General features: G+C 64.6%; 26 protein-coding genes, 1 tRNA gene and 1 riboswitch. Of the genes, 16 read left to right on the forward strand and 11 right to left on the reverse strand.

The features are described from left to right. Positions 1-188: 188 nt before the first annotated feature. Positions 189-2,024 (reverse strand): methyl-accepting chemotaxis protein, encoded by a 1,836-nt coding sequence (locus AABF56_RS02320; protein ID WP_272804779.1) that lies wholly within the window; start codon positions 2,022-2,024, stop codon positions 189-191. 349 nt (positions 2,025-2,373) lie between these two features. On the opposite strand from AABF56_RS02320, the gene AABF56_RS02325 reads away from it, so the two are divergent. Beyond that, positions 2,374-3,057: a type 1 glutamine amidotransferase domain-containing protein gene (locus tag AABF56_RS02325; RefSeq protein WP_272807419.1), complete on the forward strand. Its 684-nt coding sequence runs from the start codon at positions 2,374-2,376 to the stop codon at positions 3,055-3,057. Positions 3,058-3,062: 5 nt separating this feature from the next. On the opposite strand, the gene AABF56_RS02330 is transcribed toward AABF56_RS02325, so the two are convergent. Beyond that, positions 3,063-3,548 (reverse strand): MerR family transcriptional regulator, encoded by a 486-nt coding sequence (locus tag AABF56_RS02330; RefSeq protein WP_272804780.1) that lies wholly within the window; start codon positions 3,546-3,548, stop codon positions 3,063-3,065. 85 nt (positions 3,549-3,633) lie between these two features. Between AABF56_RS02330 and AABF56_RS02335 the strand changes: the two genes are divergently transcribed. From AABF56_RS02335 to AABF56_RS02350, 4 genes are all read left to right on the forward strand, one after another. Further along, a complete protein-coding gene (locus tag AABF56_RS02335; RefSeq protein WP_272804781.1) occupies positions 3,634-4,869 on the forward strand; it encodes an NADH:flavin oxidoreductase/NADH oxidase family protein in 1,236 nt (411 codons plus the stop codon). A 121-nt stretch (positions 4,870-4,990) separates the two neighbouring features. Continuing rightward, positions 4,991-5,899 (forward strand): hypothetical protein, encoded by a 909-nt coding sequence (locus tag AABF56_RS02340; protein WP_272804782.1) that lies wholly within the window; start codon positions 4,991-4,993, stop codon positions 5,897-5,899. A gap of 40 nt (positions 5,900-5,939) precedes the next feature. Beyond that, complete coding sequence (locus AABF56_RS02345; RefSeq protein ID WP_272804783.1) at positions 5,940-6,776, forward strand: alpha/beta fold hydrolase; 837 nt, start codon at positions 5,940-5,942, stop codon at positions 6,774-6,776. 88 nt (positions 6,777-6,864) lie between these two features. Further along, positions 6,865-8,265, forward strand: a complete 1,401-nt coding sequence (locus AABF56_RS02350) for a coniferyl aldehyde dehydrogenase (protein WP_443021144.1) — start codon at positions 6,865-6,867, stop codon at positions 8,263-8,265. Between the two features lie 806 nt (positions 8,266-9,071). Here AABF56_RS02350 and AABF56_RS02355 read toward each other — a convergent pair. Beyond that, positions 9,072-9,148 (reverse strand) — tRNA-Pro (locus AABF56_RS02355). Positions 9,149-9,303: 155 nt separating this feature from the next. Between AABF56_RS02355 and AABF56_RS02360 the strand changes: the two genes are divergently transcribed. The 3 genes from AABF56_RS02360 to AABF56_RS02370 all read left to right on the forward strand — a co-directional run bounded on the left by AABF56_RS02360 (position 9,304) and on the right by AABF56_RS02370 (position 13,081). Continuing rightward, positions 9,304-9,807, forward strand: coding sequence for an MgtC/SapB family protein (locus AABF56_RS02360; RefSeq protein ID WP_272804785.1), 504 nt, complete (start codon positions 9,304-9,306; stop codon positions 9,805-9,807). Positions 9,808-10,020: 213 nt separating this feature from the next. Continuing rightward, positions 10,021-11,751 (forward strand): type I secretion system permease/ATPase, encoded by a 1,731-nt coding sequence (locus AABF56_RS02365; protein WP_272804786.1) that lies wholly within the window; start codon positions 10,021-10,023, stop codon positions 11,749-11,751. 13 nt (positions 11,752-11,764) lie between these two features. Then, a complete protein-coding gene (locus tag AABF56_RS02370) occupies positions 11,765-13,081 on the forward strand; it encodes an HlyD family type I secretion periplasmic adaptor subunit (RefSeq protein WP_245082396.1) in 1,317 nt (438 codons plus the stop codon). Between the two features lie 388 nt (positions 13,082-13,469). Here AABF56_RS02370 and cysN read toward each other — a convergent pair whose 3' ends face one another. The 3 genes from cysN to AABF56_RS02385 are packed head-to-tail and all read right to left on the reverse strand — an operon-like array spanning position 13,470 to position 16,711. Then, positions 13,470-14,960: a sulfate adenylyltransferase subunit CysN gene (gene cysN / locus AABF56_RS02375; RefSeq protein ID WP_272804787.1), complete on the reverse strand. Its 1,491-nt coding sequence runs from the start codon at positions 14,958-14,960 to the stop codon at positions 13,470-13,472. A 1-nt stretch (position 14,961) separates the two neighbouring features. Then, a complete protein-coding gene (cysD, locus tag AABF56_RS02380) occupies positions 14,962-15,915 on the reverse strand; it encodes a sulfate adenylyltransferase subunit CysD (protein ID WP_245082390.1) in 954 nt (317 codons plus the stop codon). A gap of 46 nt (positions 15,916-15,961) precedes the next feature. Then, the gene (locus AABF56_RS02385) at positions 15,962-16,711 is read right to left on the reverse strand and encodes a phosphoadenylyl-sulfate reductase (RefSeq protein ID WP_272804788.1); all 750 of its coding nucleotides are present in this window, start codon (positions 16,709-16,711) and stop codon (positions 15,962-15,964) included. Positions 16,712-16,953: 242 nt separating this feature from the next. On the opposite strand from AABF56_RS02385, the gene AABF56_RS02390 reads away from it, so the two are divergent. The 3 genes from AABF56_RS02390 (at position 16,954) to AABF56_RS02400 (ending at position 18,884) form a co-directional block, all read left to right on the forward strand. Next, a complete protein-coding gene (locus AABF56_RS02390; protein WP_272804789.1) occupies positions 16,954-17,874 on the forward strand; it encodes a calcium-binding protein in 921 nt (306 codons plus the stop codon). Positions 17,875-18,040: 166 nt separating this feature from the next. Continuing rightward, positions 18,041-18,403: a DUF6152 family protein gene (locus AABF56_RS02395; RefSeq protein WP_272807420.1), complete on the forward strand. Its 363-nt coding sequence runs from the start codon at positions 18,041-18,043 to the stop codon at positions 18,401-18,403. Positions 18,404-18,413: 10 nt separating this feature from the next. Then, on the forward strand, positions 18,414-18,884 hold the full coding sequence (locus tag AABF56_RS02400; RefSeq protein WP_272804790.1) for a DUF6644 family protein: 471 nt from the start codon (positions 18,414-18,416) through the stop codon (positions 18,882-18,884). Here the strand turns inward: AABF56_RS02400 and AABF56_RS02405 are convergent. Continuing rightward, a complete protein-coding gene (locus tag AABF56_RS02405) occupies positions 18,877-19,155 on the reverse strand; it encodes a hypothetical protein (RefSeq protein WP_272804791.1) in 279 nt (92 codons plus the stop codon). The genes AABF56_RS02400 and AABF56_RS02405 overlap by 8 nt on opposite strands. A gap of 64 nt (positions 19,156-19,219) precedes the next feature. Then, positions 19,220-20,872, reverse strand: coding sequence for a choline dehydrogenase (gene betA / locus AABF56_RS02410; protein ID WP_272804792.1), 1,653 nt, complete (start codon positions 20,870-20,872; stop codon positions 19,220-19,222). Between the two features lie 51 nt (positions 20,873-20,923). On the opposite strand from betA, the gene AABF56_RS02415 reads away from it, so the two are divergent. Both AABF56_RS02415 and AABF56_RS02420 read left to right on the forward strand, forming a co-directional pair. Then, on the forward strand, positions 20,924-21,169 hold the full coding sequence (locus tag AABF56_RS02415; protein ID WP_245082369.1) for a type II toxin-antitoxin system RelE family toxin: 246 nt from the start codon (positions 20,924-20,926) through the stop codon (positions 21,167-21,169). A 3-nt stretch (positions 21,170-21,172) separates the two neighbouring features. Beyond that, complete coding sequence (locus AABF56_RS02420) at positions 21,173-21,535, forward strand: helix-turn-helix domain-containing protein (RefSeq protein ID WP_272804793.1); 363 nt, start codon at positions 21,173-21,175, stop codon at positions 21,533-21,535. A gap of 10 nt (positions 21,536-21,545) precedes the next feature. Here the strand turns inward: AABF56_RS02420 and betB are convergent, their stop codons facing one another. Genes betB through betI form a run of 3 tightly spaced genes read right to left on the reverse strand, consistent with a single transcriptional unit; the run spans position 21,546 to position 25,183 of the window. Beyond that, complete coding sequence (gene betB, locus AABF56_RS02425; RefSeq protein ID WP_272804794.1) at positions 21,546-23,009, reverse strand: betaine-aldehyde dehydrogenase; 1,464 nt, start codon at positions 23,007-23,009, stop codon at positions 21,546-21,548. A 1-nt stretch (position 23,010) separates the two neighbouring features. Further along, positions 23,011-24,540: a choline-sulfatase gene (gene betC, locus AABF56_RS02430; protein WP_272804795.1), complete on the reverse strand. Its 1,530-nt coding sequence runs from the start codon at positions 24,538-24,540 to the stop codon at positions 23,011-23,013. A 43-nt stretch (positions 24,541-24,583) separates the two neighbouring features. Further along, the gene (gene betI / locus AABF56_RS02435; protein WP_272804796.1) at positions 24,584-25,183 is read right to left on the reverse strand and encodes a transcriptional regulator BetI; all 600 of its coding nucleotides are present in this window, start codon (positions 25,181-25,183) and stop codon (positions 24,584-24,586) included. 169 nt (positions 25,184-25,352) lie between these two features. On the opposite strand from betI, the gene AABF56_RS02440 reads away from it, so the two are divergent. The 3 genes from AABF56_RS02440 (at position 25,353) to AABF56_RS02450 (ending at position 26,931) form a co-directional block, all read left to right on the forward strand. After that, positions 25,353-25,883, forward strand: coding sequence for an HdeD family acid-resistance protein (locus AABF56_RS02440; RefSeq protein WP_245082359.1), 531 nt, complete (start codon positions 25,353-25,355; stop codon positions 25,881-25,883). Positions 25,884-25,940: 57 nt separating this feature from the next. Next, a riboswitch (Fluoride riboswitch) is annotated at positions 25,941-26,005 on the forward strand. A gap of 102 nt (positions 26,006-26,107) precedes the next feature. Next, complete coding sequence (gene crcB / locus AABF56_RS02445) at positions 26,108-26,497, forward strand: fluoride efflux transporter CrcB (RefSeq protein ID WP_272804797.1); 390 nt, start codon at positions 26,108-26,110, stop codon at positions 26,495-26,497. Then, entirely contained in the window at positions 26,494-26,931 is a 438-nt protein-coding gene (locus AABF56_RS02450) for an EamA family transporter (RefSeq protein WP_245082354.1), read from the forward strand. The genes crcB and AABF56_RS02450 overlap by 4 nt, the downstream gene beginning before the upstream one ends. Positions 26,932-26,952: the final 21 nt, after the last annotated feature.

Consider the following 26,952-nt stretch of genomic DNA (forward strand, 5'->3'; position numbering starts at 1 on the left):
AATGTATCACATTGACCTATTGTCCGACAGTCGCTCTATGACGGGCGGGAAGTCAAGGGCGTGGTGCCATGCCGTGGCGTGGAATCCACATGAGGCGGCCCGCTTAATGCGATTCCGCCCCGAGAAATCCATGACCATGCTGTCGGGGCGGCGCCCTGCCGATGGGCAAGACGCCGCCCGGCTCGCCGTCAACTCGCCTTGCGCATGCGCTGCGACAGCTCATGGAGGCCCGTGCCGGCATCGAAACGGCTGACGCGGAACGACTGGATGAGGCCGAGAAGTTCGTCAGTGTCAGCGGCGAGGGCCTCTGCCGAGGCCGTAGTTTCCTCCGCCATGGCGGCATTGCGTTGCGTGGCTGCGTCGAGTTGGTTCAGCGACGTGGAGATCGAGCGAAGTGTCACGTCCTGCTCCGAAGCGGAATAGGCGATCTTTCCGACGATGTCGCTGGCAGCGGCAACCTGTCCGGAAATGCGCTTCAGGGCCTCGCCCGTTTCCCGGACGAGGCGCACGCCGTTCTGCACCTGGCCGGAGGAGCGGGAAATCTGGTCCTTTATCTCCTTGGCGGCGGCTGCGGATCGCTGCGCGAGTTCCCGCACCTCCTGCGCGACGACTGCAAATCCCTTGCCGGAGTCGCCGGCGCGGGCGGCTTCGACGCCCGCATTGAGGGCGAGCAGGTTTGTCTGGAACGCGATCTCGTCGATGACGCCGATGATCTTGGAGATTTCTTCGGACGAGGTCTCGATGTCGTTCATTGCCTCGATCGCTTCCGCCACGATCAGGTCGGACCGGCTGGCCTCGGCGCTGACCGATTTCACGCGCTGGGAGGCATCGCTTGCTCCCTCGGCCGTCTGCCGCACGGTAACGGTCAATTCATCGAGGGCGGCTGACGTCTCCTCGAGGTTTGCGGCCTGGCGTTCGGTGCGCTGGGACAGTTCGTTGGAGGCCCGGCGGATTTCCTCCTTGGCCCCGCCGATGTCGATCCCCTTCGCGTTGACTTTCGCCATGGCGGCTTCGAGATGGTCGAGTGCTTGATTGAAATTGGCGCGAAGGGTTTCATAGGACGGGCCGAGGTCCCCGCATCGGACCGTAAGGTCGCTTGTCGCGAGCCTCTCCAGGGCTTTGCCGATCGCCGCGACCACGCGTGCCTGGCTTGCCGCATCTCTTTCCTGCATTTCGTAATTCTGCTGGCGCTCGCGCTCGAGTTCCTGCCGCTGGCGTTCCTCGCGTTCGGCCATGGCATGGCGCTCGCGGATCTTTTCCTGCAGGGCCTGCGTGGCCTTCGCCATGGTGCCGACTTCGTTCGACATGCCTGTGTGCGGGATCGCCGTTTCGACGTCTTCATCGGCGACGGCCTGCAGGGCGGCATGAACGGCGGCGAGCGGCTTGGTGATGTTGCGCATCACGACGAATGCGGCCGCAAGCGCAAGGAGGAAGGCGACGAGCCAGGCGGCGGTGACTTCCAGGATCGTCTTGTTGATCTCCGCCTCCAGATCGTCGGTATAGACGCCCGTCGCAACGACGATCTGCCAGGGCTCGAAGATGCGGGAATAGGTGGCCTTCTCGAAAAATTCACCGGCCGGCTCACCCGGCTTCTCCCAGTAGTAAAGGGTAATGCCCCCGCCGGCTTGCGCTTTTGCGAGCATGTCCTCGCGGAACAGGTTGCCTTTCTTGTCCGGCTGGCCTTTGAAGTTCATGCCGACAAGCGGGGCATTGTAGTGGAACCGGACCGTGATGCCGGAGTCGAATGCCCAAAGATAGCCCGCCGGCTCGAACTTCACGGCGGCGGCGATTGCATAAGCCTGGCGCTGGGCCTCTTCACGGCTGAGTTCACCCGTTTTCTCGCGGTCGTGGTAAAGCTGCAGGATGGAGAGCCCCGATTCCACCTGCGTGCGGAGCATGTCGTAACGCTCCTTGTAGATCGCGCTGATGGAGGTTCGGACCTGATAGCAGGTCACCGCGGCGAAGGCCACCATGAGAACGGTGACCATACACAGCAGCTGGCGGGATATTCTCAGATTCTTCATAGTCGACACACTTTCAGGCAGCCGAAGTCTCCCGACGGGAGCCGGTCAGAGGAAATATTGATTTCGAGAGCACGCATCCTGCGCAAGATGAGCGCGAGCATTACGCTATGTGCTTACACTGATGCTTGATGGCTGAATAAAATTTTAATTCCGGCGTGCGCGAAAAGTACAAAGACGAACGGTATGAACGAAGTTCGATATTCGCACGGAGTTGCCCTTTTTCGTCGTGGTTTTTCACATTCGACGGCGCGATGATCCAGAGAGAGAGCGGAGCTTGACCCTTAGCCTTGGTTGAAGGTTATGGTTCGGTCTTTTCTGCGGCCGCTACAGGCGGGAAGGGTTCGTGACGATGAGCAAGCGCGTTCTCCATGTGGTCAGCAACGTTGCCCACTACACCGATCCGTCGCATCCGACCGGCCTCTGGCTGTCGGAACTGACCCATGCGTGGGACGTGTTCGCGGCGCGCGGCTATGAGCAGCATATCGTCAGCCCGAAAGGCGGCATGTCGCCGCTGGAGCCGCGCGCCCTCAAATGGCCGCTCCTCGATGCCTCCGCCAAGGCTTGGCTGGACGATCCCGAACGGATGGGGCTTCTGGCCTCCACGGCGCGGCCTGAGGAGATCGATCCGGCCGGATACGACGCGGTCTATTTCACCGGCGGACACGCGGTCATGTGGGATTTCCCGGATGACGAGGGATTACAGAGGATCACGCGCGCCATCTGGGAGCAGGGCGGGGTCGTCTCCTCGGTCTGCCATGGCTATTGCGGCCTGCTGAACACGCGCCTGTCCGTCGGCAGCCTTCTGGTCGCGAAGCGTAGGATCACGGGCTTTTCCTGGACGGAAGAGATCCTGGCCGGGGTTGCGCGGGAGATGCCCTATAATGCGGAGGCGGAGATGAAGACGCGCGGCGCCTTGTACGAGAAGGCCTTCCTGCCCTTCGTCTCCCATGTCGTGGTGGACGGCCGGTTGGTGACGGGGCAGAATCCCTTCTCGGCCAAGGCGACGGCGGAGAAAGTGGCCGCGCTTCTGTGAAAGGCCTAAACGGCTTTCACAGAACGGCGGCGGCCCGCCTTGCCGAGAAGCTTCGTGTCGTCGGCCTCAAGGGTCGGCCCTTCCACATCCTTGCCAAGCATGCGGGACAGAACCCGTCGCGCATTGGCGGCGCAGTCCATGTCGCCGGGCTTTGCCTCGATATCCTCAAGGAGCGCGACGAGCTGCGCCTTGCTCCGGGCCAGCCGCATTTCCAGCGCCTCGATATCCGCCACCTTGCGGCGGAGCGCCTGGGCCAGGCTGCCGTGGTCCCACCGATCCAGGTCGGGCGGCAGGAGCGTGCGGATCTCATCCAGGCTGAAGCCGGCGGCCTGCGCGGTGGTGATCAGTTCGAGCACGAGCACCGCCTCCGGTGGATAGGTGCGATAACCGTTCGGGCGACGGTCGACCGTCTTCAGGAGGCCCGCGCTTTCATAGAAGCGGATACGCGAATTCGTCAGCCCCGTGCGCTTTGCCAGTTCACCGATGTTCATCTGCAAAAATCCTTCAGAAAGCCCCTTGACCATAAAGTTAGCTTAAACGTTAAGGTCTGTCCAAATCTAATTTGGAGACCTTCTCATGTCCCTGTTTTCCCCGCTGACGCTGCCCAATGGCGCTACTATCCCGAACCGCATCGCCAAGGCCGCGATGGAAGAGAATATGGCGGACGGCGACCACGCACCATCCGCCGAGCTCATCAGCCTCTATCGCGCCTGGGCCGAGGGTGGATCCGGGCTCATCATCACCGGCAATGTGATGATCGACGCGCGCGCCATGACCGGCGCGGCCGGTGTCGTCCTGGAAGACGACCGTTACCTCGACCGCTTCAAGATATGGGCGGACGTCACGCGCTCGGGCGGCGGTCAGGTTTGGATGCAGATCAATCATCCCGGCCGCCAGATGCCCGCCGGGCTCGGCCAGCCGACACTGGCTCCGTCCGCGGTCGCACTCGATCTTGGCGCGCAGTCCAAGGTCTTCCCCGTGCCGCGCGAGATGACGCCCGCCGACATCGCCGCGGTCGAGCGCCGCTTCGTCAACACCGCGGTCCTCGCGGAACGCGCAGGCTTTACCGGCGTCGAGATTCATGCGGCCCATGGCTATCTCTTGAGCCAGTTCCTCTCCCCGCTCGCCAACCACCGCAAGGATCGCTGGGGCGGAAGCCTCGAAAACCGGGCCCGCCTTTTGCTGGATATCGTTCGCAGCGTGCGCGCGGCCGTCTCGCCAAGCTTTGCGGTGGCGGTCAAGCTCAACTCGGCCGATTTCCAGCGCGGCGGTTTCTCGCCCGAAGATGCGCAGGCCGTCGTCGCCATGCTTTGGCCGCTCGGCGTCGATCTCGTCGAATTGTCGGGCGGCAGCTATGAAGCGCCGGCGATGATGGGTGCGGCGCGTGATGATCGCACCTTGGCACGCGAAGCCTACTTCCTCGAATTCGCGCGCAAGATCGGCGAGGTCGCGACGATGCCGCTGATGGTTACGGGCGGCATCAAGCGTCGCGCGGTGGCGGAGACGGTGATCGAAAGCGGCGTGGCCATGGCAGGGATCGCCACCGCGCTCGCCATCGAACCGAACCTGCCGCGCAACTGGAAGCTCGGGAAAAACGACGCTCCGATGCTGAAGCCGATCACCTGGAAGAACAAGCCGATTGCATCTTCGGCGCATATGGCCGCTGTCCGCTACCAGTTGGTGCGTCTCAGCCGTCGCCGTCGCACGGCGCCGAATGTGTCGCCGGTCTGGGCGCTGCTCACCGCGCAGATATCCGCAAAGCGTAGTGCCCGTCAGTATCGGCGCTGGATGGCTGCGCGGAAGGTGGCCTGACCGCCCGGCTGGCGAAATCGCACCGTCAGTGAGCGCCGTGCGCAGCCCTTGACCTTAAACTGGACTTTAACGTTACCATCCGCTCGCAGAATGAGCGCATTATTGAGGAAAGTCGTCGTTCATGGCTGATGAATTCACGGAAGTCGATTTTGGCGGTCACAAGGTCATGGTGCCGAAAGGCGGTTACTACGACCGCTTTCGCTCCAATCCCGATCTCGACGCGGTGGCGAAAGACCCGGCCGCCGGCAATATCGATTTCTTCCGGCGTATCCCGAAAGTAATGGTCCCCTCGCGGATCGGCCCCACATGGGCGCCGAACTTCTATTACCGCACCAGCAACGTGCAGGCGTTGATGCTCGCACCGGTGAAGAAGATCCGCGCAATGTTGCCGGGGCAGCTCGAGCCGCTGCGTGCGCTGCCGGGATACGGGCTCGTGGCGCTCACCTTCTTCTCCTATGCGGTCTGCGACAACGATCCCTATAACGAGGTCTCGGTCGCCGTCGTCATCCGCCGGCCGGGAGCGCGCGGGCCGCATGCGCTGGAACTGCTTGGCTCGATGCGGCGGCAGAGCTTCTTCGCGCATGTGCTGGCGCTTCCGGTCGATACCGAGATCGCCCGCGTGCGCGGGGTCCATGGCTACCAACTGCCGAAATGGCTCACCGGCATACAGCTCGATATCTCCTCGAAGGGCGTCTCGGCGAGCATTGCGGCAACGGACGGCAAGTCGGATGTGGCATTGACCGCGCCGCTGCCGGCCCTTCGCCGCATACCGTCACAGTCGCGCCTGTCGACCAACACCTCCATCGGGCTGGTGGATGGCGAATGGCGTCAGACGCAGTTCGTGACCAATCCGATCGAGTTCGCCCGGACACTGTTTCCGCGTGACGTGAAACTGTCGCGGGCCGGTGGTCCTATCAGCCAGTTGCTGGATGGCCTGGGGGTGGGAACCATCTTGCGGTTCGACGTCGTTAAGGATGCGCAGATGGTCTTGCACCTGCCGCGCTCGCTACAGGCCCTGCCTGCCATTTGAAGACCACCAGACCGTAATCGTCAACAGAGGAGAAGTCGTCATGGCCTATGTCAAAACAAAGGATGGAACCGAGATTTTCTACAAGGATTGGGGTCCGAAGGACGCGCAGCCGATCCACTTCCATCACGGTTGGCCGCTCAGCGCGGATGATTGGGACAACCAGATGCTGTTCTTCCTCAAGGAAGGCTTCCGCGTCGTCGCGCATGATCGGCGCGGCCATGGTCGTTCGAGCCAGGTCAGCGATGGCCATGACATGGATCACTATGCCGCCGATGCCTCGGCGGTCGCCGAGCATCTCGATCTTCGCAACGCCATCCATATCGGCCATTCGACCGGTGGCGGGCAGGTTGCCCGCTATGTCGCGCAGTATGGCCAGCCGCAGGGGCGTGTCGCCAAGGCGGTTCTCGTCAGCGCCGTCCCGCCGCTGATGGTCAAGACCGAAGGCAATCCGGATGGGACGCCGATCGAAGTGTTCGACGGTTTCCGCGCCGCGCTGGCCGCGAACCGCGCGCAATTCTTCCTCGATGTGCCCGCCGGTCCCTTCTACGGATACAACCGGCCGGGCGCAGAACCCTCACAGGGCGTTATCGAGAACTGGTGGCGCCAGGGCATGATGGGCAGCGCCAAGGCGCATTACGAAGGCATCAAGGCGTTCTCGGAAACCGACCAGACCGAGGACCTGAAGGCGATCACCGTGCCGACCCTCGTGATGCAGGGCGACGATGACCAGGTGGTCCCCTACAAGGCGGCGGCGATCATGCAGGACAAGCTCCTGCAGAACAGTAAGTTGATCATCTATCCCGGCTTCTCGCACGGGATGCTTACGGTGAACGCCGATGTGATCAATGCCGATCTGCTCGCATTCATAAAAGGTTGAAGCGAAACGCGCGCCGGACCGGCTTCGGCGCGCGCCATTTCAAGAGATAGACGCGATGATTCCGGCCCACCCCGATCCCAGCTTCGATATGGCGGCTCTGCTCGAACGCCAGCGTTCCGCCTTCCTCAAGGAAGGACCGCCGACCCTTGCCGATCGCAAGGCCCGGCTGAAACGCCTGCGCTCCGCCGTGCTCGCGCATCGACGCGCGGTGGCGGAGGCCATCAGTGCGGATTTCGGGCATCGCTCGCGCCACGAGACCGACATCATGGAAACCGTCGGCGTGATCCAGACCATCGACTATCTCATCCGCAATCTGCGGCGCTTCATGAAGCCGGAGCGCCGGCATGTCGGCCTGTTCTATCGCGCCGGCCGTGCCTATGTGGAGTATCAGCCGAAAGGCGTCATCGGGGTGATGGCGCCATGGAACTATCCGTTCTCGCTGACGATCATCCCGCTTGCGACAGCGCTCGCCGCCGGCAACCGTGCGATGCTGAAACCGTCGGAATTGACTCCGCGCACCAGCGAGACCATCCGGAGGATGCTCGAAGAGATCTTTCCGGCCGATGAGGTTGCCGTCGTGCTCGGCGGCCCGGAGGTCGGTGCGGCGTTCAGCGGCCTGCCGTTCGATCATCTGCTCTTCACCGGCAGCACGCCGGTCGGCCGCAAGGTGATGAAGGCGGCGAGCGACAATCTCGTGCCGGTGACGCTCGAACTTGGTGGAAAGAGCCCGGTCATAGTCGAACGCGGCCATGTCGACGATCGGACGATGGCAAGCATCGTCTTCGGCAAGTTGTCGAATGCCGGACAGACCTGTGTCGCGCCCGATTACGCGATGGTTCACGAAGACGATCTCAATGCGTTCATTGCCCAGTTTGGCGTGAGCGTCGCGCATGCCTATCCCGATGGGCCGACTAGCGACGATTACACCTCCATCGTCAACGATCGTCATTACGATCGGCTGCGCAGCCTGATCGAGGATGCCCGAACCAGGGGCGCACGAGTCATCGAGGTCGGCGTCACTCCGGAGCGTTCCGCAGACCGAGCGCGTACGCTGGCGCCGACGCTGATCGTGGACGCCGGAGACGATGCAGCAGTCATGCAGGAGGAGATATTCGGCCCGCTCCTTCCGGTCACGACCTATCGCACGATCGACGAGGTTATCGACTACGTGAACGCACGGCCCCGTCCGCTGGCGCTCTACTATTTCGGTGACGAAGGCGCGGACCGCGAGAAGCTGCTGATGAATACTACATCGGGCAATGTCGGCATCAACAACACCATGATCCATGTCGCGCAGGACGATCTGCCGTTCGGCGGGATCGGTCCGAGCGGCATGGGCGCTTATCACGGTATCGAGGGATTCCGCACAATGAGCCACGCCAAGGGTGTCTTCGTCCAGGGCCGCTGGAACCTGCCGAGCCTGCTGCGCGCGCCGTTCGGCAGGCTCGTCGACCTGGCCCTCAGGGTGACGCTGGGCTCAGGAAAATAAGGTTCGAAAGTCAAGCATGGCTAGTCGTCCTACGGACCGAACCGCCGCCGACCTTTCTTCCGAATTCTTGTGCTTCCAAGCCTAGATTTCGTGCCGCGAGATTTCTACGCCAACGCGGAAATAATTTCCGCTTTTCGGTTTACTCTGAGCGTTCATTTCGGGGTTCGAATGGCAGTAATCCACCTACACCCCGCCAACCTTCTGGCAGACTCCGCCTGGTGGTCTGTCGAACACATATTCCACGAGTTGGTGGCTTCTTCCTTGGTGCAGGCGTTCGCCTGGGCGAGTTCGAGTGCTTCTTCAAGGAAACGATGATTCCGCTCCCGCACGTTGAGGTGCGCGGATTTAGGGAAGCATGCGACGACCCACTGCCACACGCGGTGTTGAAACGAGTCGGACTGCATTTCTACCCCCAGAAGTTGATCTGAGAAGACACTAAGTCTGAGGTTCGTTCAAGTTCCCCCGGAGCAAGCAAGCTTGTTGGATAATACAAAGGTTGTGCATAAGCCGTGGCTCGCTTGCAGGCTAGATACTGAATGGCAGCCTATCGCCAATATTAATCGAAGAGCGGACAGGCCGCTCTCGGCCCCAATGGAGACGTTATGCTCCAAGCTCCCGCCAATGGCGGCGCGTCTAAGAACTTTGTTGCCTCCAGGCAGGCCAATTAGTCAGGAAAGGCCCTTTTCTATTCGACCGCCACGCGGCCGGCGAGGGGTTTCTGTCAGAGTTTCTGTCAGTTTTCAGGCGGGAAGGTTTTAGTTAGCCCTCGGAATGGCTGTAAATCCTTGTTTTAGAAGGATTTCCGCTGGTCGGAGTGGAGTGATTCGAACACTCGACCCCCACGTCCCGAACGTGGTGCGCTACCAGACTGCGCTACACTCCGTGACCAGCGGCGCCTCTATAGAACAGGCTTTTCGTTTCGACAAGCGCAAAATATCAAAAAAATTCGCGCCGTTGAGGAAAGGGCCGGAAGGCCGGGCGTTTTGTTTTTCGGGGGCGCTGCGGGAACCGGACTGCGGCTTTCGCGTTTGGCGAGCCATGGAACAGATCATCGCCGACCTCTTTCCCCGCACCGAAGTGCCCTATCCGGTCCTCTTGGCCCGCATGGCGGGGGCGATCCTGCTCGGGGCGGTGATCGGGGCGGAGCGGGAATACCGCGACCATGCCGCGGGGCTGCGCACCCATATCCTCGTGGCGCTGGCGGCCTGCGTCTTCGCCATCCTGTCCATCGAGAGCGTGCACATGGCGGGCTTTTCCGACGAGCAGGTGCGCATCGATCCGCTGCGCGTCATCGAGGCGGTCACCTCCGGCGTCGCCTTCCTCGCCGCGGGCATGATCGTCTTCTCACGCGGCGAGGTGAAGGGGCTGACGACGGGGGCGGGCATGTGGCTTGCCGGCGCCGTCGGGCTTTCGGTCGGCCTCGGCTACTGGTTCGTCGCGGTCGTCGCGACCTTTGCCTGCTTCGTCGTCCTCTTCATTCTCGCCAAGATCGAGATGAAGAAGGAGGAGGACACGAAGGCGGCGGACGGCGGGAAAACATGACGGTTCGAGTTGTGTTTTAGGCGTTTCGTCGGAATTCTGTTGATTTACGAATAAATCGGGCCCTATACCGTCTTCAAACGAGGACGCGCGCAGCCATGCGGGCGGCCCCCGCATCCGGCCGCTCGCGGCGGGGCGGTCGAGTGGCCCTTCGCCGCCCGGATGCCGCCGGCCCGCCGGCCGGCCTCCGGCGTCGATCTTTGAAGAGACATTGTCATGCGTCCATCGGGCAAGGCCGGCATAGAGGAACTCAGAGCGGCGCTGAAGTCGAGCGCGACGGGCTTCCTCGCCATCGGCCTCTTCAGCTTCTTCGTGAACCTGCTCGTGCTGACCGGGCCGCTCTTCATGCTGCAAATCTACGACCGGGTGCTCTCCTCCCGCTCGGAGGCGACGCTGGTGGCGCTGACCGGCCTCATCATCGGCCTCTATCTCGTCATGGGCGTGCTCGACCACATCCGCAGCCGCGTCGCCGCGCGCATCGGCGCCCGCTTCCAGGCGCGCTTCGACAAGCGCGTCTTCAACGCCGTGCTCGACCGCACGAACCTGCACGCCCAGGGCATTTCCACCGTCACCGGCATGCGCGATCTCGACGCGATCCAGAAGGTGCTGTCCTCGCCCGCGCTCTTCACGGTCTTCGACATTCCGTGGACGCCGTTCTTCCTCTTCGTCATCTTCACCTTCCATCCCTGGATGGGCGTGCTCGGCATCGTCGGCGGCCTCATCCTCGTCGGGCTCACCTGGCTCAACCAGAACGGCACGAAGGAAGACCAGGAGCGGGCGATGATCGCCGGCCGGCTCAGCGACGAGATGACCCAGACGCTGCAGAAGGAGAGCGACACCGTGCGGGCGCTCGGCATGCGCCGCGCCGTCGCCGGCCGCTGGCAGCTCCTGCGCGACAAGACGCTCGAGGCCAACATCCGCTATTCCGACAGCAACGGCTTCTATTCGATCAGCTCGAAGACCTTCCGCGTCTTCCTGCAGTCGGCGATCCTGGCGCTCGGCGCCTATCTGGTGCTGCAGAACGAGATCACCGCGGGCGCGATGATCGCCAGCTCCATCATCATCGGCCGGGCGCTGGCGCCCATCGAGGGGGCGATCGGCCAGTGGTCGCTGATCCAGCGCGCCGGGCAGGGCTGGCGCAACCTGTCCGAGCTCCTGGCGCGCGTGCCGGAGGACGATCCCCGCACGGCGCTGCCGAAGCCGCGCGCCATCCTCGAGGTCGAGCAGGTCACGGTCGTGCCGCCCGGCGAGCAGGTCGCGACGCTGCGCATGCTGAATTTCGAGCTCCGGCCCGGCCAGGCGCTCGGCGTCATCGGCCAGAGCGCCTCCGGCAAGTCGACGCTCGCCCGCGTGCTCACCGGCATCTGGCCGCCGGCCGCCGGCAAGGTGCGCCTCGACGGCGCCTCGCTGGAACAGTACGGCACGGACGGCCTTGCCGACCATGTCGGCTACCTGCCGCAGGATGTCGTGCTGTTCGAGGGCACGGTGGCGGAGAACATCGCCCGCATGGCGCTCGATCCCGACCCGGTGAAGGTGGTGGAAGCGGCGAAGAAGGCCGGTGCGCACGACATGATCCTGCGCCTGCCGGACGGCTACGACACGAAGCTGCCGGCCATGGGCGGGCGCCTTTCCGGCGGCCAGAAGCAGCGCGTCGGCCTTGCCCGCGCGCTCTATGGCGATCCGGTGCTGGTGGTGCTCGACGAGCCGAACTCCAACCTCGACGCCGAGGGCTCGATGGCGCTGAACCTTGCCATCCGCAACCTGAAGGCGGAGGGCAAGTCCGTCGTCATCATGGCGCACCGGCCGGCGGCGATCGAGGAATGCGAGCTCATCCTCATCATGGAAAACGGCCAGCGCCTGGCCTTCGGCCCGCGCGACGACGTGCTGCGCGCGCACCTGCGCAACCACACGCAGGTCGTCGCCGGTGCCGGCGGCAGCAACAAGTAAGGGTTTTAGAGCCATGGTTCGCGAAACGGGCGCCAAGGACAAGAAGTGGACCAGCCGGGGCTATGCGATCGCCGGCTATGCGACGGTCTTCGTGCTGCTCGGCGGCATGGGCGCCTGGGCGGCGCTGACGCGCATCAACGGCGCGGTCGTGGCCGGCGGCATCATCGAGGTCGCCAGCAACCGCCAGATCGTGCAGCACCTGACGGGCGGCGTGGTCGGCGAGATCCGCGTCAAGGAAGGCGACACGGTGAAGGCCGGCGACGTGCTGATGCGCCTCGACGACACCTTCGACCGCTCCGAGCTCGCCGTCATCGAGGGCCAGCTCTTCAGCCTGCTCGGCACCGCCGCGCGCCTCCAGGCGGAGCAGGACGAGACGGCCGAGATCAGCTTCGATCCCGAGCTCCTGAAAGCCGTCGCCACCGATCCGGAGGCGGCCGAGATCGTCGCCGGCCAGAAGCGGCTGATGGCGGCGCGCGCCGAAACGCGCGGCAAGCAGGCCGCCCAGCTTCAGGAGAAGAAGGCGCAGATCGCCAAGCAGAACGAGGGCCTGGAAAGCCGCATCAAGGCGCTGGAAACCCAGCTCAGCCTGATCGGCAAGGAACTGGAGGCCCAGAACAAGCTGCTCGCCCAGTCGCTGACCAATGCCAGCCGCGTGCTGGCGCTGCAGCGCGAGGAGGCGGAAATCCTCGGCACGATCAGCCAGGCCCGCGCCAACATCGCGGAAAATGCCGGCCGCGTCGCCGAAATCGAGATCGCCATCCTCAACATCCATTCGACGGTGCGCGAGGAGGCGACGACGGCGCTGCGCGAGATCGAGGCGAAGGTCGCCGAGCTCAAGGAGAACCGCAACGCCAAGCTGGAGACGCTGAGCCGCATGGACATCACCGCGCCGATGGCCGGCGTCGTGCTCGGCATGCAGGTCCACGCGCTGCGCTCGGTCATCCGCCCGGCCGATCCGCTGCTCTACATCATCCCGCAGGAACAGGACCTTATCATCACCACGCAGATCTCGCCGACGCAGATCGACCAGGTCCATGTCGGCCAGATGGCGCATATCCGCTTTGCCGCCTTCGACCACCGATCGACGCCGGAAATCTTCGGCCATGTGACGAAGGTCGCCGCCGACGTGCTCGCCGACCAGCGCACCGGCGCCACCTACTACAAGGCCGAGATCAAGCCGGACAGCGGCGAGATGGCGAAGCTCGGCGACAAGCATGTCATGCCCGGCATGCCCGTCGAGACCTTCATCCAGACCTCCGAGCGCTCGCCGCTGGAATATCTGATCAAGCCGCTCGCCGACTATTTCGCCAAGGCGTTCCGCGAGCGGTGAGCGGGCGTTTCACCAACCCCTGATGGAACAATTTGGCGCCACGACCGTTTCCCGATCGACATAACGGTTTGGGAAAGGAAATTCTATGGCTCGGGCCTTGATCCTCTGGTTGATGGGCGTTCCGCTCTTCGTCGTCCTCCTGCTCTGGTACTTCTTCTTCTGAGCGGGACACGGAATGGTAAAAGGGGGCCGATTGCGGCCCCCTTTTTATTTTCGAAGCTGAAGCCGCCCCTCATCCGCCTGCCGGCACCTTCTCCCCGCAAGCGGGGAGAAGGAAAAAGAGGCAAGGGTTTCCCGAAAATCGGAGGCTGTGCGGCATATCCCTTCTCCCCGCTTGCGGGGAGAAGGTCGCGGCAGCGGGATGAGGGGCCGCCTCCACGGCGAAATCCTACTCGTCGAGATCGGCCAGAATCTCCGCCGCCCGCCCAGCACTCGTATGGCGCACGTCCACGTCCTGGCGGCGGTTGGCGAAGAGTTCGGTCGCCATGATCTTTTCCGCGAGGTCGGCCGGCAGGGAGAGCAGCACGCGCTGGTCGTCCTTGTGGATGCCGCCGATCTCCGAGCGGCGGCCGGTGATCATGCCGCCGGCCACCGTGTTGTTGGTGTCGGGGTCGATCAGGATGAAGGCGCCGGTCGTGCGGTTCTGCTCGTAGCTGTCGAAGATCGCCTGCTCGTCGAAGGTGAGATGCACCTTGCCGATGGCGTTCATGCCGAGCCTGTCCGCGGCACCCCACTTGGCGGTTTTCAGGTCGAGCTGGCTCACCGGCTCGATGCTGACACGCTGGCGGCGCGAGCCGCTCTTCAGCCAGTAGCGCTTGCCTGGCTCGATGCCGTCCGGCTGGAGGGCGACGAGCTGGGCGTCGAAGCCGCGGCCGGTCATCGGCTGGCTGTCGATGGCGACGATCATGTCACCGCGCGCCACATCCACCTGCCGGTCGAGCACCAGCGTGATCGCGTCGCCCGCGACGGCGGCGTTGCGCACGAGGTCGAAGGTGACGATCTTGGTGACGTTCGCTACCATGCCGGAGGGCAGGACGACGACCGAGTCGCCCGGCTTCACCGAGCCGCCCGCGACCGTGCCCTGGTAGCCGCGGAAGCTTTCGCCGGGGCGCGAGACGCGCTGCACCGGCAGGCGGAAGCCGACCGTCTGGTTGGAGCGCGTGGTGGCTTTCTCCAGGGTCTCGACCAGCGTCGGGCCGTCATACCAGGGCATGGCGGCGCGCCCGTCATAGACGACGTTCTCGCCCTTCAGCGCCGACATAGGTATGGCGGTGATCTGCTTGACGCCGAGCGTCAGGGCGAATTCCTTGAAGTCGTGCGTGATCTGCTCGAAGCGGGCGCGGTCGTAATGCGTCAGGTCGATCTTGTTGACCGCGAGCACGAACTGGCGGATGCCCATCAGCGAGGCGATGGTGGCATGGCGGCGCGTCTGTTCGAGAATGCCGACGCGCGCATCGACCAGCAGCACGGCAAGGTCGGCCGTGGAGGCGCCGGTCGCCATGTTGCGCGTATACTGCTCGTGGCCGGGCGTGTCGGCGACGATGAAGGCGCGGCGGTCCGTCGAGAAGTAGCGATAGGCGACGTCGATGGTGATGCCCTGTTCGCGCTCGGCCTGCAGGCCGTCGAGAAGGAGGGCGAAATCGGGCAGGCCGAGATCGTTCTGCTTGCCGGAACTGTCGCGCTCGAGCGTCGCGGCCTGGTCTTCCTTGACGGCCTTGGTGTCCCAGAGCAGGCGGCCGATCAGCGTCGACTTGCCGTCGTCGACCGAGCCGCAGGTGATGAGGCGAAGCGGGCGGGAATCGCGGATGGCGCGGGCGTGCTCAGGGGCCGTTTCTTCCAAGGAGAAAACCTCGGCGGTTGCAGTGGCGGAAACGGTCATCTCAGAAATACCCTTCGCGTTTCTTCTTTTCCATGGAGCCGGACTGGTCGCGGTCGATCGCGCGGCCCTGGCGTTCGGAGACGGTGGCCGTCTCCAGCTCGGCGATGATGTCGTCGAGCGTCGTGGCGGTGGAGCGGATGGCGCCGGTCAGCGGGAAGCAGCCGAGCGTGCGGAAGCGGATGACGCCTTCCTGCTTCACTTCGCCGGGAAGCAGTTCGAGCCGCGGGTCCTCGGCAAGGATCATCATGCCGTCGCGCTCCACATAGGGGCGCTTTTCCGCGAAATAGAGCGGCACGATCGGGATGTCCTCGGCCTGGATATAGCGCCAGATGTCGACCTCGGTCCAGTTGGACAGCGGGAAGGCGCGCACGCTCTCGCCGTTGCGGATCATGCCGTTGTAGATGTTCCACAGCTCCGGGCGCTGGTTGCGCGGGTCCCAGCGGTGGTCGGGCGTGCGGAAGGAGTAGATGCGCTCCTTGGCGCGCGAGGCTTCCTCGTCGCGCCGCGCGCCGCCGAAGGCCGCGTCGAACTTGCCGGCGTCGAGCGCCTGGCGCAGCGCCTCGGTCTTCATGATGTCGGTATAGAGCGCCGAGCCGTGCGTGAAGGGCGTGACGTTCTCCGCCGCGCCGCGCGGGTTGATGTGCTCGATCAGGTCGAGATCGTAGTCCTTCACGATCTTGTCGCGGAAGGCGATCATCTCGGCGAACTTCCAGCCCGTGTTGACGTGCAGCAGCGGGAAGGGCACCCGGCCCGGATAGAAGGCCTTGCGCGCGAGATGCAGGAGGACCGAGGAATCCTTGCCGATCGAATAGAGCATGACCGGCCGCTCGAATTCGGCGGCGACCTCGCGGAAGATGTGGATCGCCTCGTTTTCCAGCGCCTTCAGATGCGGATCGAGCGGCGGCTTCTGCGTTGCACTGTGCTTCGCTTCCGCTTCGGGACGGATATCGGACATGAAAGGTAGTACTCCGGATTTCTGCGCCCCTCGGGGCGGATGAACTTTAAAGGGCGCTCGATTCGAGGGAGGGGATCGCCGATTCCGGCACATGCAGGCCGCATTCGCGCTTCTCGTCGTTCTCCCACCACCAGCGGCCGGCGCGCTCGGGCTCGCCGGGCTTGATGGCGCGCGTACAGGGTTCGCAGCCGATCGAGGGATAGCCGCGCCGGTGCATCGGGTTCACCGGAACCGCATTGTCGGCGACATAGGCCTTGATGCGCTCGATGTCCCAGTCGGCCAGCGGATTGATCTTGACCAGGCCGCGTTCGGCGTCGAACTCCGCGAACGGCGTGTCGGCACGGTTGCCGGACTGGCCGCGGCGAAGGCCGGTGATCCAGAAGGATGCCCCTTCGAGTGCGCGCGCAAGCGGCTTCAGCTTGCGCACGCCGCAACAGGCGTGGCGCGCCTCGACGCTCTCGTAGAAGCCGTTGAGGCCGTATTGCGCGGCATAGGCGTCGATATCGTCCTGGCGGGGATGATAACGCGTGATGGTGATGCCGTACTGGTCCTCGGTCTCGTCGATGAGGTCGACGGTCTCCTTGAAGAGGCGGCCGGTCTCCAGCGTCGCGACGTCGATGCCGAGGCGCTCGGTGCCGATGGCCGCCGTGATCACCTGGTCCTCGATGCCGAGGCTGGTGGTGAAGACGGAACGCCCGCCAAGCCCGGCCACCAGCGCAAGGCGTCCGGCAAGGTCGAGTTCGGCGAGTTTGTCATTGAGGGCCTGCGCGGTCCCGTTTCCGGTGAGAGCAGTCATTCCATTCCATGCCTTTGCGAGAAGTTGCCGGATTATCGCAGCCTTGCCCGGCCCGAGACAGCAAAACGGATTTCTGAAATGTCGGCGCGGGAGCAAATATCTCTCCATCTCGCGCCACGGGCAGAAATCCTGCCGCCTTTCCCGGCCGTCAAAAAACTTGACAGCAAAAATCAGATTTAATAGCTGAATGTCGAATTCAAGTATCGGGGCGCATGGGTGCCTGACAGGAAGGAACGAGGAAAATGGCGATCAAGATTGCGGTCAAGGATGCGAACAAGGACGGCAAGGGCATCAACTTCGCCGCGTACCTCTCCAACTTCAACAAGACCTATCTTCGCGACGGCTACGGCTCCTTCAACAGCGCCGACCCGATGGCCATGAGCGGCACGCAATATGCCAGCACCAATCTCAAGGACTACGGCGTCGTGCTGACCGCCGGCAAGGCGAAGTGGGACTATGACCTCGCCACCCACAAGATCACCGGCTCGCTGAAGGCCATCACCTTCGGCGACAAGGTCGAGCTCGTCGGCTCGCGCTTCAAGGCGGTGTCCGACATCGAGATCACCGGCCTCAACGTCACCGACAAGACCCTTGCCGGCAAGATCCTGAGCGACATCATGGGCGGCAAGAACACCGATGGCGGCGCGACGACGAGCCTCCAGAAGATCCTCAAGGCCAACGCCATCGAGTTTTCGGGCAGCACCGGCAACGACACGTTCACCGGTTTCGGCAAGGCCGACAAGATTTCCGGCAACAACGGCAACGACACGCTGAAGGGCGGCGGCGGGAACGACACGATCTCCGGCGGCGCGGGCAATGACAAGCTCTTCGGCGATGCCGGCAACGACAAGCTTTCGGGCGGCAACGGCAACGACACGCTCGACGGCGGCGCCGGCAACGACAAGCTGACCGGCGGGAACGGCGCCGACACCTTCATCTTCAAGAAGGGCCAGGGCAACGACACGGTCACCGACTTCGAGGCCGGCAGCGCCAAGGGCGACGTGATCCGCCTCGACAAGTCGGTGCTGAAGAACTTCAACGACGTGCTCTCGCACGCCACCGAAAAGTCCGGCGACCTCATCATCGACTACGGCAAGAACACCATCAAGCTCGAAGGCATCGACAAGGCGGACCTTCACGCCAACGATTTCTTCTTCTTCTGAACCTCCGGTCGGAAGCAGGCAGGAAGGGCCGGGCGCATTGCCCGGCCCTTTCATTTGGACGAGGCCGTTCAACTATCCTTGAACGGCCTCGCCGGCCCAGGGGTGTATCCTATCTGTCGGGGCAGGAGAGACAGAGGAGAACGCCATGCAGGCCGCAACAACACGGATGGTCGTCCTCGCCGCCACCGCGTCGATGACCGCTTTCGCCGCCTTCGCGCATCACGGCTGGACCTGGGCCGAGGAAGAGCAGACCGAACTCACCGGAACGATCCGCACCGTCTCGATCGCCCCGCCGCATCCCTCGCTGGAGGTCGAGACGGCGTCGGACGGCGTGTGGAAGATCGAACTCGGCAATCCGCGCCAGACGCAGCGGTCCGGCTTCGTGGAGGGATCGGCGGAGCCGGGCGATGCGATCGTCGTGCTCGGCAACCGCTCGCTCGACCAGAACGAGAAGCGCATGAAGGCCGTGCGCATCACCGTCGCCGGAAAGGTCTTCGACATCTATCCCGAGCGCATCGAGACGAATTGACGGGGCGGGGATGGAGGCGCTTGCCTGGCTCTCGACGACGCCGGTCGCCGCCGCGCTGAAGGCGTCCGGCACGCTCTATCTCGTCGTCAACGCCGCCCATATCCTGTCGATCGGCCTCGTCGTCGGGGCCATCCTGCCGCTCGACCTGCGGCTCGTCGGCCTCATCCGCGCCGCGCCGATCGTCGCCGTCGGCCCGCTGCTCTCGCGCACCGCGGCGACCGGCGTCGTCGCCGCGCTCGCGACCGGCCTCTGCCTCTTCTCCGTGCGGGCGCAGGAATATGCGGGGAACCCCGCCTTCCTCGTCAAGGTCGCGCTCGTCGCCCTCGGCATTGTCAATGCGCTTGTCCTGCACGCACGCGGCGCCTGGCAGACGGCGCTGGCGACGGACAGCGCCCCTCCCGCCTTGCGCATGCAGGCGCTGTTTTCGATGGTCATCTGGGTCGGCGCGGTGCTGGCGGGGCGCTGGATCGCCTTCATCTGACGTTTCGTTCGGGATGCGGCGCGAGCGTGCCCCAGCAATCGTCCCACAGGTCGTCCTCGTCGACGATGACGATGTTGCGCGGCCTGGGGTCGCCGGCGATCACCTGCCTTGCGCCGGCGAGCGCTTCCTCCACGGGAATGGGGATCGTGTCGCGGGCCTGCGCCGGATCGGTGATGAAGGCGCAGGGCCCGCCGATGCCCTCGATCAGCGTGACGACGAGGTCGGTCTCCTTGCGGATATGACGATGCGAAACCTTTTTGTATGTTGCCACAGGCTCCCCCCTTTGAGGCGATTGCCCGCCTCAATTCCGTGCGGCCATCAAGGTTCCAAAGTTTTTATCGGTCGCTCACCGCCGCGCGCGGGTTGGTCCACGGCTCCTGGTTGGAGCGGGCGAGGGGCGGCCTGCCCAGGATGTGGTCGGCCGCCTTCTCGCCGGTCATGATCGACGGCGCGTTGAGGTTGCCGTAGGTCACGTGCGGGAAGATCGACGAATCGGCGACGCGCAGGGCCTCGACGCCGATGACGCGGGTCTGGGGATCGACGACCGCCATCGGGTCGCTGGCCGCGCCCATGCGGCAGGTGCCGCAGGGATGGTAGGCGCTTTCCAGGTGCTCGCGCAGGAAGGCGTCGATCTGATCGTCCGTCTCGACGGCGGCGCCCGGCTGGATTTCCGGCCCGCGGAACTCGTCGAAGGCCTTCTGGCCGAAGATCTCGCGGGTGAGGCGCACGCAATGGCGGAACTTCACCCAGTCCTCTTCATGGCTCATGTAGTTGAAGCGGATGACGGGATCGGCCATCGGATCGGCGGAGCGCAGCGTCACGTTGCCGCGCGATTTCGACAGGTTGTAGCCGACATGCACCTGGAAACCGTGGCTCTTGGCCGCCGCCCTGCCGTCATAGGAGATCGCGACGGGCAGGAAGTGGTACTGGATGTCCGGCTGCCTCAACCCCGGTCCCGAGCGCAGGAAGGCGCAGGCCTCGAACTGGTTGGAGGCGCCGAGCCCGCCCTTGGAGACAAGCCACTGCGCGCCTGCCACCCCCTGCCAGAACCACGGCAGCCAGGAATAGAGCGAGACGGGCTTCGTCGAGATCTGCTGGAAGTAGAACTCCATGTGGTCCTGCAGGTTGGCGCCGACGCCCGGCCGGTCGACCTTCACCTCGATCCCCATGTCCTTCAGGTGTTGCCCCGGGCCGATGCCGGAGAGCATCAGGAGCTTCGGCGAGTTGAAGGAGGAGGCGGAGACGATGACCTCACGGTTCGCCTTCACCACCTCGATCCTGCCGCCCCGCTCGATCTCGACGCCGATGGCCCGGCCGTTCTCGATGACGATCTTCCGCGCGAAGCAGCGCACGAGCGAGACGTTCGGCCGCTTCATGGCGGGGCGCAGATAGGCGTTCGCCGCCGACCAGCGCCGGCCGTTGTGGATCGTCTGCTCCATCAGGCCGAAGCCTTCCTGCTTGGAGCCGTTATAGTCGTCCGTCAGCTCGAAACCGGCTTGCTGCCCGGCCTGGATGAAGGCGTGGAAGAGCGGGTTGGTCACCGGCCCGCGCCGCACGTGCAGTGGCCCGTCGGTGCCGCGCCAGCCGGCTTCCCCGCCATGCGAGGTCTCCATGCGCTTGTAGTAGGGCAGCACGTCCGCATAGGCCCAGCCCTGCGCGCCGAGCTCCTCCCAGCGGTTGAAGTCCTCGGCATGGCCGCGCACATAGACGAGGCCGTTGATGGAGGACGACCCGCCGATCACCTTCCCGCGCGGCGCGGTGATGCGCCGGTTGTTGAGGTTCGGCTCGGGCTCGGAGAGATAGCCCCAGTTGTAGCGCTTCATGCTCATCGGCCAGGCGAGCGCCGCCGGCATCTGGATGAACGGCCCGATATCCGACCCGCCATATTCCAGCACCATGACCGTATGCCTGCCGTCCTCCGAGAGGCGATAGGCGAGCGCCGATCCGGCGGAGCCGGAGCCGATGATGATGTAGTCTGCGTTGGTCATGGCCTGTTACCGCTGGTTGATCGGAGTATAGCTATTTGCTATAATCTTGGAATGAAGGTGGTGCAGTATTCCAAGGCTGCCACAAAGGTTCTGGACCGAATGCAGCCGAAGCGACGGACGGCCATCCGGTCCAAGGTCGATGCGTTCGCGCGTGGCGACGTCGTCGACGTCAAGAAGCTCAAGGGGAGCGCGCTTCTGCGCATTCGTGTCGGCGACGATCGCGTTATCATCGATGAGCAAACGGCGTTGGTTATCGTCGTCGAAGTTGGGCCGCGCGGCGGTATCTACAAGGAGTGAACAATGGGCGAGGTGCGCAAGACCGTGATCGACGGGCAGTCCTATGTCCTCGTGCCGGAAGACGACTACGAGGACCTTCTCGACACGATCGCGGCAGAGCGAATCATGGCGCGTGTGCGGGCGGGTGAAGAAACATGGCCGGCCGAACTCGTCTACGAGCTTTGGGAAACCGACAGCCGCATCCGCACGTTCCGGAATTATCGCGGCTTTACGGTCTCCGAGCTCGCCGAAGCCGCCGGTATCTCCCAGCCCTACCTCTCCGAGATCGAAGCCGGCAAGAAAACCGGCTCCGTCGACGTGCTCAAGCGCATCGCGAAGGCTCTGAGGGTCGATCTCGATGACCTCGTCGTGGACGTGGCGGACTGAGGCGCCCATCTCAATACGGCGCCTCGACCTTGCCCATTGAGACATAGACCGTCTTCAGTTCGGAATAGTGCTCCAGCGCGGCCAGCGAGTTCTCGCGGCCGAAGCCGGATTGCTTGGAGCCGCCGAAGGGGATTTCCACGGGGGCTAGGTTATAGGTGTTGATCCAGAGCGTGCCGGCTTCGAGCTGGTCGACGACGCGGTGGGCGCGGGTGATATCCGCCGTGAAGACGCCGCCGGAGAGGCCGAATTCGGTGGCGTTGCCGCGGGCGATCACCTCGTCCTCGCCGTCGAAGTCAAGCACGCACATGACGGGGCCGAAAATCTCTTCGCGGGCGATGGTCATGTCGTCGGTGACGTCGGCAAAGACGGTCGGCTGGATGTAGGTGCCTTCGCCCGACACGTCGTTCGGAATGCCGCCGCCGGTCAGAAGCGTCGCGCCTTCCGCCTTGCCCTTCTCGATATAGTCCAGAACCTTGTCGCGCTGGGCCCTGGAGACCATCGGGCCGAGCTGCGTCGCCTCGTCCATCGGATCGCCGATGACGATCCTTTCCGTCCGCTCCTTCAGGCGCGACAGGAACCTGTCCTTGATGCCCTTCTGCACGAAGACGCGGGTGCCGTTCGAGCAGACCTGCCCGGTCGAATAGAAGTTGCCGAGCATCGCACCGCCGATGGCGCTTTCGAGGTCGGCGTCGTCGAAGACGATGAGCGGCGACTTGCCGCCGAGCTCCATCGTGACATGCTTGAGGTCGGCGGCGGCGGCGCCCGCGACCTTCTTGCCCGTTGGCACGGAGCCGGTCAGCGAGACCTTGGCGACGTCGGGATGGTTGACGAGCAGCGGGCCGGTCGACCGGTCGCCCTGGATGACGTTGTAGAGCCCCTTCGGCAGGCCGGCTTCCACGAGGATCTCCGCGATCTTCAGCGCGCCGAGCGGCGTGTTCTCCGAGGGCTTGAAGACCATGGCGTTGCCGCAGACGAGCGCCGGCGCGCCCTTCCAGCAGGCGATCTGCTGCGGATAGTTCCAGGCGCCGATGCCGACGCACACGCCGAGCGGCACGCGCTTGGTGAAGGCGAAGTCCTGTCCGAGCGGAATATAGTCGCCGTTGAGCCCCGCCGCCGCGATGCCGCCGAAGAATTCGAAGGCGTCGGCGCCCGAGGTCGGATCGGCGACGATGGTCTCCTGGATCGGCTTGCCGGTGTCGAGCGTCTCCAGCTCGGACAGCTCGCGGTTCCTCTCGCGCATGATCTCCGCCGCCCGCTTGAGGATGCGGCCGCGCGCCGTGGGGCTCATCGCCGCCCATTCCTTCTGGGCGCGCTTGGCCGAGGCGATGGCCTTCTCGACGATGGCGGGCGTTGCGGCGTGGAGGCGCGCGATCACCTCGCCGGTGGCGGGGTAGATGCTGTCGAAGGGCGTGCCGGCGGCGTCTTCCACATAGTCGCCGTCGATGAAGTGCGAGGCTTTCGGTTGGGCTTTCATCTCATTCTCCCCGCGGATAGCGTTTGGATTCCTCGAGATTGTCGAGGTTCATGTGGTTGCGCATGTAGCGCTCGGAGGCCTTCTGCAGCGGCTGGTGGTCCCAGGGATAATAGGCCCCGTTGCGCAGCGCCTCGTAGACCACCCAGCGCCGCGCCTGGCTCTCGCGTACGCTCGCGTCGAAGGCGGCCATGTCCCAGCGCGCCTCGCGCATCTGCCGGAAGCCTTCCAGCGTCGCCTTGATGACAGGATCGTCCGACGTCGCAAGGTCCGTCAGTTCGAGCGGATCGGTCTCCAGATCGTAGAGCTGCTCCGGGTCGAGTTCGCAGTGGATGTATTTCCACTTGCCCTCGCGAATGCCGACGATGGGCGCATAGGAGGCCTCCGCCGCATATTCCATCAGCACCGGCGCGGTCCGCTCCGCGCCGTTGATGACGGGCAGCAGGCTTTCGCCGTCCGTCCAGGGCATCACCTCGTCCATGGAGATGCCGGCGAGGTCGCACAGCGTCGGCGTCACGTCGAGGTTCGACGTCGGCGCGAGATGCAGGCCGGGGGCGACGCCCGGGCCGGCGATCATCAGCGGCACGCGGGCCGAACCCTCGAAGAAGTTCATCTTGAACCACAGGCCGCGCTCGCCGAGCATGTCGCCATGGTCCGAGCAGAACAGGATCAACGTGTCGTCCAGCATGCGGGTGCGCGTGAGCGTGTCGACGAGTTCGCCGACCTTCTCGTCGAGATAGGAGATGTTGGCGAAATAGGCCTGGCGCGAGCGGCGCACGTCCTCGCCGCTGATGGCGAACTTGGCATAGTCGCAGGAGGCGAGGATGCGGGCGGAGTGCGGATCCTGCTCCTCCAGCATGCCGACCTCGGGCAGCAGGTGCTCGCAGTCCTCGTAGAGGTCCCAGAACTTTCGCCGCGCCACATAGGGATCGTGCGGATGCGTGAAGGAGACGGTGAGGCACCAGGGGCGCCGTGCCGCGTCGTCGTTCTCGCGGGAGAGCTGGTAGAGCTTCTGACCCGCGAGGAAGGCGACCTCGTCGTCATATTCCATCTGGTTGGTGATCTCGGCGACGCCCGCGCCCGTCACCGATCCCATGTTGTGATACCACCAGTCGATGCGCTCGCCGGGCTTGCGGTAATCCGGCGTCCAGCCGAAATCGGCCGGATAGATGTCCGTCGTCAGCCGCTCCTCGAAACCGTGCAGCTGGTCCGGCCCGACGAAGTGCATCTTGCCCGACAGCGCCGTGTAGTAGCCGGCGCGGCGCAGGTGATGCGCGAAGGTCGGGATCGAGGAAATGTATTCGGCGGCATTGTCGTAGACCCGCGTGCGGCTCGGCAACTGCCCGGCCATGAAGGAGGCGCGGGCGGGCGCACAGAGCGGCGAGGAGGTGTAGTTGTTGCGGAACCGCGCCGAGCGCGCGGCGAGCGCCTTCATGTGCGGCGCATGGAGGAAGTCGGCCGGCCCGTCCGGGAAGAACTTCCCGTTGAGCTGGTCGACCATGATGATCAGGATGTTGGGCTTGCTGGCGGTCACGGGCGGATCCTTGAAGTGACGTTGCTGTGTGGGGCTGTTCTGCTCATCCCGCCGCCTCCGCCTCGCAGGCCCGAAGCTGCGCATCCACATAGCGCTCCGTCAGCGCGATCGAGGATTCGATGCTGACCGGCGCCGATTTCAGCCCCTGCCGCAGATAGAGCCCGTCGATCATCGCCGCCGCCCCGTCGGCGATCTCCCCGGCGGTCCCGGCCGGGCAGAGCGGCTTGAGGCTCGACAGCAGGTTGGAGTTCAGCCGCCGCGCATAGACGACGAGCAGGCGCCGCACCGCCTCGGAACGCTGGGCCTCGGTGTAGAAGGCAAGCCAGGCCGCGACCGTCTCGGGCGCGAACTGGTGCGCCTGGAAGTTGACCCGGATGATCGCCGAGAGGCGTTCACGCGGCGTCGTCGCCGCCGCCAGCGCCGCCACCACATCGGCGCGCAGCTGGCGCAGGAGGCTGCGGATCGTCTCGATGACGAGCCGCTCCTTGGAGCCGAAATAGTGATGGGCAAGCGCCGGGGAGACGCCGGCATGGCGGGCGATCTCCGACATGGTGACGGCCAGCGAGCCATGGTCGCCGACCGCCCTCAGCGTCGCGTCCACCAGCGCCTTGCGGCGCACCGGCTCCATTCCAACTTTCGGCATGGCGTTTTCCTGATTTTTCGCAAGCGTATTTTTAATTGAGTGATCAATCAATAAAAATCTTCGCGGCGTGCGCTGCGTCAATTCGCTGTCGCGAAGCGGCGGCGTTCCGTGTTAGCCTGCCTTTGTTTTCATTCTTTTTTCGAGGTGCACCATGGTCCTCTCTCCCGGAATGAACCCTCTTACGGACGTACGCGCAAAATGGGGCTGGTTCGTCGGCCTCGGCGTCGTGCTGCTCGTCTTCGGCGGCATTGCGGCCGCCAATCTCTTCTGGGCGACGGTCGCCACCGTCTATTATGTCGGCATGCTGATGATCGTCGGCGGGGCGGTGCATCTGGCGCATGCCTTCCAGGTCAAGGCCTGGCGGGAGACGATCGCCTGGGCGCTCAGCGCGCTGCTCTATCTTGCGGCCGGCGTGCTCGCCTTCGTCAACCCGGTGCTGACTTCGGCCGTGCTCACCCTGCTGATGGCCGCCGCGCTGCTCGTCGCCGGCATCTTCCGCATCTTCGCCGCCTGGCGCACCCGGCCGGAAAAGGGCTGGGGCTGGCTCATGGCGGGCGGGATCGTCACGACGCTTGCGGGCCTGGTCTTCCTCCTCGGCTGGCCGGTCAACAGCCTGTGGTTGCTCGGCCTCTTCCTCGCCTTCGACCTTGCCATGCAGGGCTGGGCGCTGATCGCCTTCGGTCTTGCGCTGCGCAAATAGCCCCCGTGGCCGGCCGGACACCGTTTGACAGGCGCCGCGGCAGCGCCTAGAAAAACCGCGTGGGATGGGGATGGAGCTCCCCGACAACCGCCGTGTGACCGGCTGATAGCTCCTGCCAGACCGGCCAGCGATGGCCGTCGACGGCGGGAGCATGTTCTGCGACCGCCCGAGGGCGGTTTTTTGTTGTCCGGATGTCGTGACAACGGACTGTGAGGGCAGCGGACATGAATTACCTGATCGTCTTTCTCGGGGCGGGCGTCGGCGGCGCCAGCCGCCATGGGGTGAACGTGCTGGCCGCCCGGCTGTTCGGCACCGCCTTTCCCGCCGGCACGCTTCTCATCAACGTGTTCGGCTGCCTGCTGATGGGGCTGATCGCCGGCGCCTTCGCCTTCCGCGGCCACCTGCCGCAGGAGATGCGGCTGTTCCTGACGACGGGCATCCTCGGCGGTTTCACCACGTTCTCGGCCTTCTCGCTCGACGCGGCGCTGCTCTGGGAGCGCGGCGAGGCGGGGCTGGCGGCGCTCTATGTCGGTGCGTCGGTGCTTTTCTCGCTCCTCGCCGTGGCGGCGGGGCTTGCCTTCGCGCGGGCAATGCTCGCGGGCGGTGCGGTGTGAAGGCGCTCCTGACATCCTGGCAGGTCTGGGCGCTCGGCTCGGCGGTCTTCGCGGCGCTGACGGCGATCTTCGCCAAGATCGGCATCGCCGAGGTCAATTCCGACTTCGCGACCTTCGTGCGCACCGTCGTCATCCTCCTGGCGCTCGCCCTCATGCTGACGCTCGCCGGCAACTGGCAGGCGCCGGCAAGCGTGCCCGCGAGAAGCTGGATCTTCCTCGTCCTGTCGGGCCTTGCGACCGGCGCCTCGTGGCTGTGCTACTTCCGCGCGCTGCAGATCGGCAAGGCCGCCCAGGTCGCGCCGGTCGACAAGCTCTCCGTCGTGCTGGTCGCCGTCTTCGCCGTCCTGTTCCTCGGCGAGCAGCTTTCGCCGGCCCATTGGCTGGCCGTTCTGATGATCGGCGGCGGCGCCTTGCTGCTGGCGCTGCCTATATGAGGGAAACCTTTTTCAACGCCT

Source organism: Shinella sp. WSC3-e, assembly GCF_945994535.1.
In the GTDB taxonomy this organism is placed as follows: Bacteria; Pseudomonadota; Alphaproteobacteria; order Rhizobiales; family Rhizobiaceae; genus Shinella; species Shinella yambaruensis.

Bases quoted from the DNA above. Each gene is read 5' to 3' on its own strand.
- AABF56_RS02320 (WP_272804779.1), bottom strand. From the start codon at position 2,024: ATGAAGAATCTGAGAATATCCCGCCAGCTGCTGTGTATGGTCACCGTT.
- AABF56_RS02325 (WP_272807419.1), top strand. From the start codon at position 2,374: ATGAGCAAGCGCGTTCTCCATGTGGTCAGCAACGTTGCCCACTACACC.
- AABF56_RS02330 (WP_272804780.1), bottom strand. From the start codon at position 3,548: ATGAACATCGGTGAACTGGCAAAGCGCACGGGGCTGACGAATTCGCGT.
- AABF56_RS02335 (WP_272804781.1), top strand. From the start codon at position 3,634: ATGTCCCTGTTTTCCCCGCTGACGCTGCCCAATGGCGCTACTATCCCG.
- AABF56_RS02340 (WP_272804782.1), top strand. From the start codon at position 4,991: ATGGCTGATGAATTCACGGAAGTCGATTTTGGCGGTCACAAGGTCATG.
- AABF56_RS02345 (WP_272804783.1), top strand. From the start codon at position 5,940: ATGGCCTATGTCAAAACAAAGGATGGAACCGAGATTTTCTACAAGGAT.
- AABF56_RS02350 (WP_443021144.1), top strand. From the start codon at position 6,865: ATGGCGGCTCTGCTCGAACGCCAGCGTTCCGCCTTCCTCAAGGAAGGA.
- AABF56_RS02360 (WP_272804785.1), top strand. From the start codon at position 9,304: ATGGAACAGATCATCGCCGACCTCTTTCCCCGCACCGAAGTGCCCTAT.
- AABF56_RS02365 (WP_272804786.1), top strand. From the start codon at position 10,021: ATGCGTCCATCGGGCAAGGCCGGCATAGAGGAACTCAGAGCGGCGCTG.
- AABF56_RS02370 (WP_245082396.1), top strand. From the start codon at position 11,765: ATGGTTCGCGAAACGGGCGCCAAGGACAAGAAGTGGACCAGCCGGGGC.
- cysN (WP_272804787.1), bottom strand. From the start codon at position 14,960: ATGACCGTTTCCGCCACTGCAACCGCCGAGGTTTTCTCCTTGGAAGAA.
- cysD (WP_245082390.1), bottom strand. From the start codon at position 15,915: ATGTCCGATATCCGTCCCGAAGCGGAAGCGAAGCACAGTGCAACGCAG.
- AABF56_RS02385 (WP_272804788.1), bottom strand. From the start codon at position 16,711: ATGACTGCTCTCACCGGAAACGGGACCGCGCAGGCCCTCAATGACAAA.
- AABF56_RS02390 (WP_272804789.1), top strand. From the start codon at position 16,954: ATGGCGATCAAGATTGCGGTCAAGGATGCGAACAAGGACGGCAAGGGC.
- AABF56_RS02395 (WP_272807420.1), top strand. From the start codon at position 18,041: ATGGTCGTCCTCGCCGCCACCGCGTCGATGACCGCTTTCGCCGCCTTC.
- AABF56_RS02400 (WP_272804790.1), top strand. From the start codon at position 18,414: ATGGAGGCGCTTGCCTGGCTCTCGACGACGCCGGTCGCCGCCGCGCTG.
- betA (WP_272804792.1), bottom strand. From the start codon at position 20,872: ATGACCAACGCAGACTACATCATCATCGGCTCCGGCTCCGCCGGATCG.
- AABF56_RS02415 (WP_245082369.1), top strand. From the start codon at position 20,924: ATGAAGGTGGTGCAGTATTCCAAGGCTGCCACAAAGGTTCTGGACCGA.
- AABF56_RS02420 (WP_272804793.1), top strand. From the start codon at position 21,173: ATGGGCGAGGTGCGCAAGACCGTGATCGACGGGCAGTCCTATGTCCTC.
- betB (WP_272804794.1), bottom strand. From the start codon at position 23,009: ATGAAAGCCCAACCGAAAGCCTCGCACTTCATCGACGGCGACTATGTG.
- betI (WP_272804796.1), bottom strand. From the start codon at position 25,183: ATGCCGAAAGTTGGAATGGAGCCGGTGCGCCGCAAGGCGCTGGTGGAC.
- AABF56_RS02440 (WP_245082359.1), top strand. From the start codon at position 25,353: ATGAACCCTCTTACGGACGTACGCGCAAAATGGGGCTGGTTCGTCGGC.
- crcB (WP_272804797.1), top strand. From the start codon at position 26,108: ATGAATTACCTGATCGTCTTTCTCGGGGCGGGCGTCGGCGGCGCCAGC.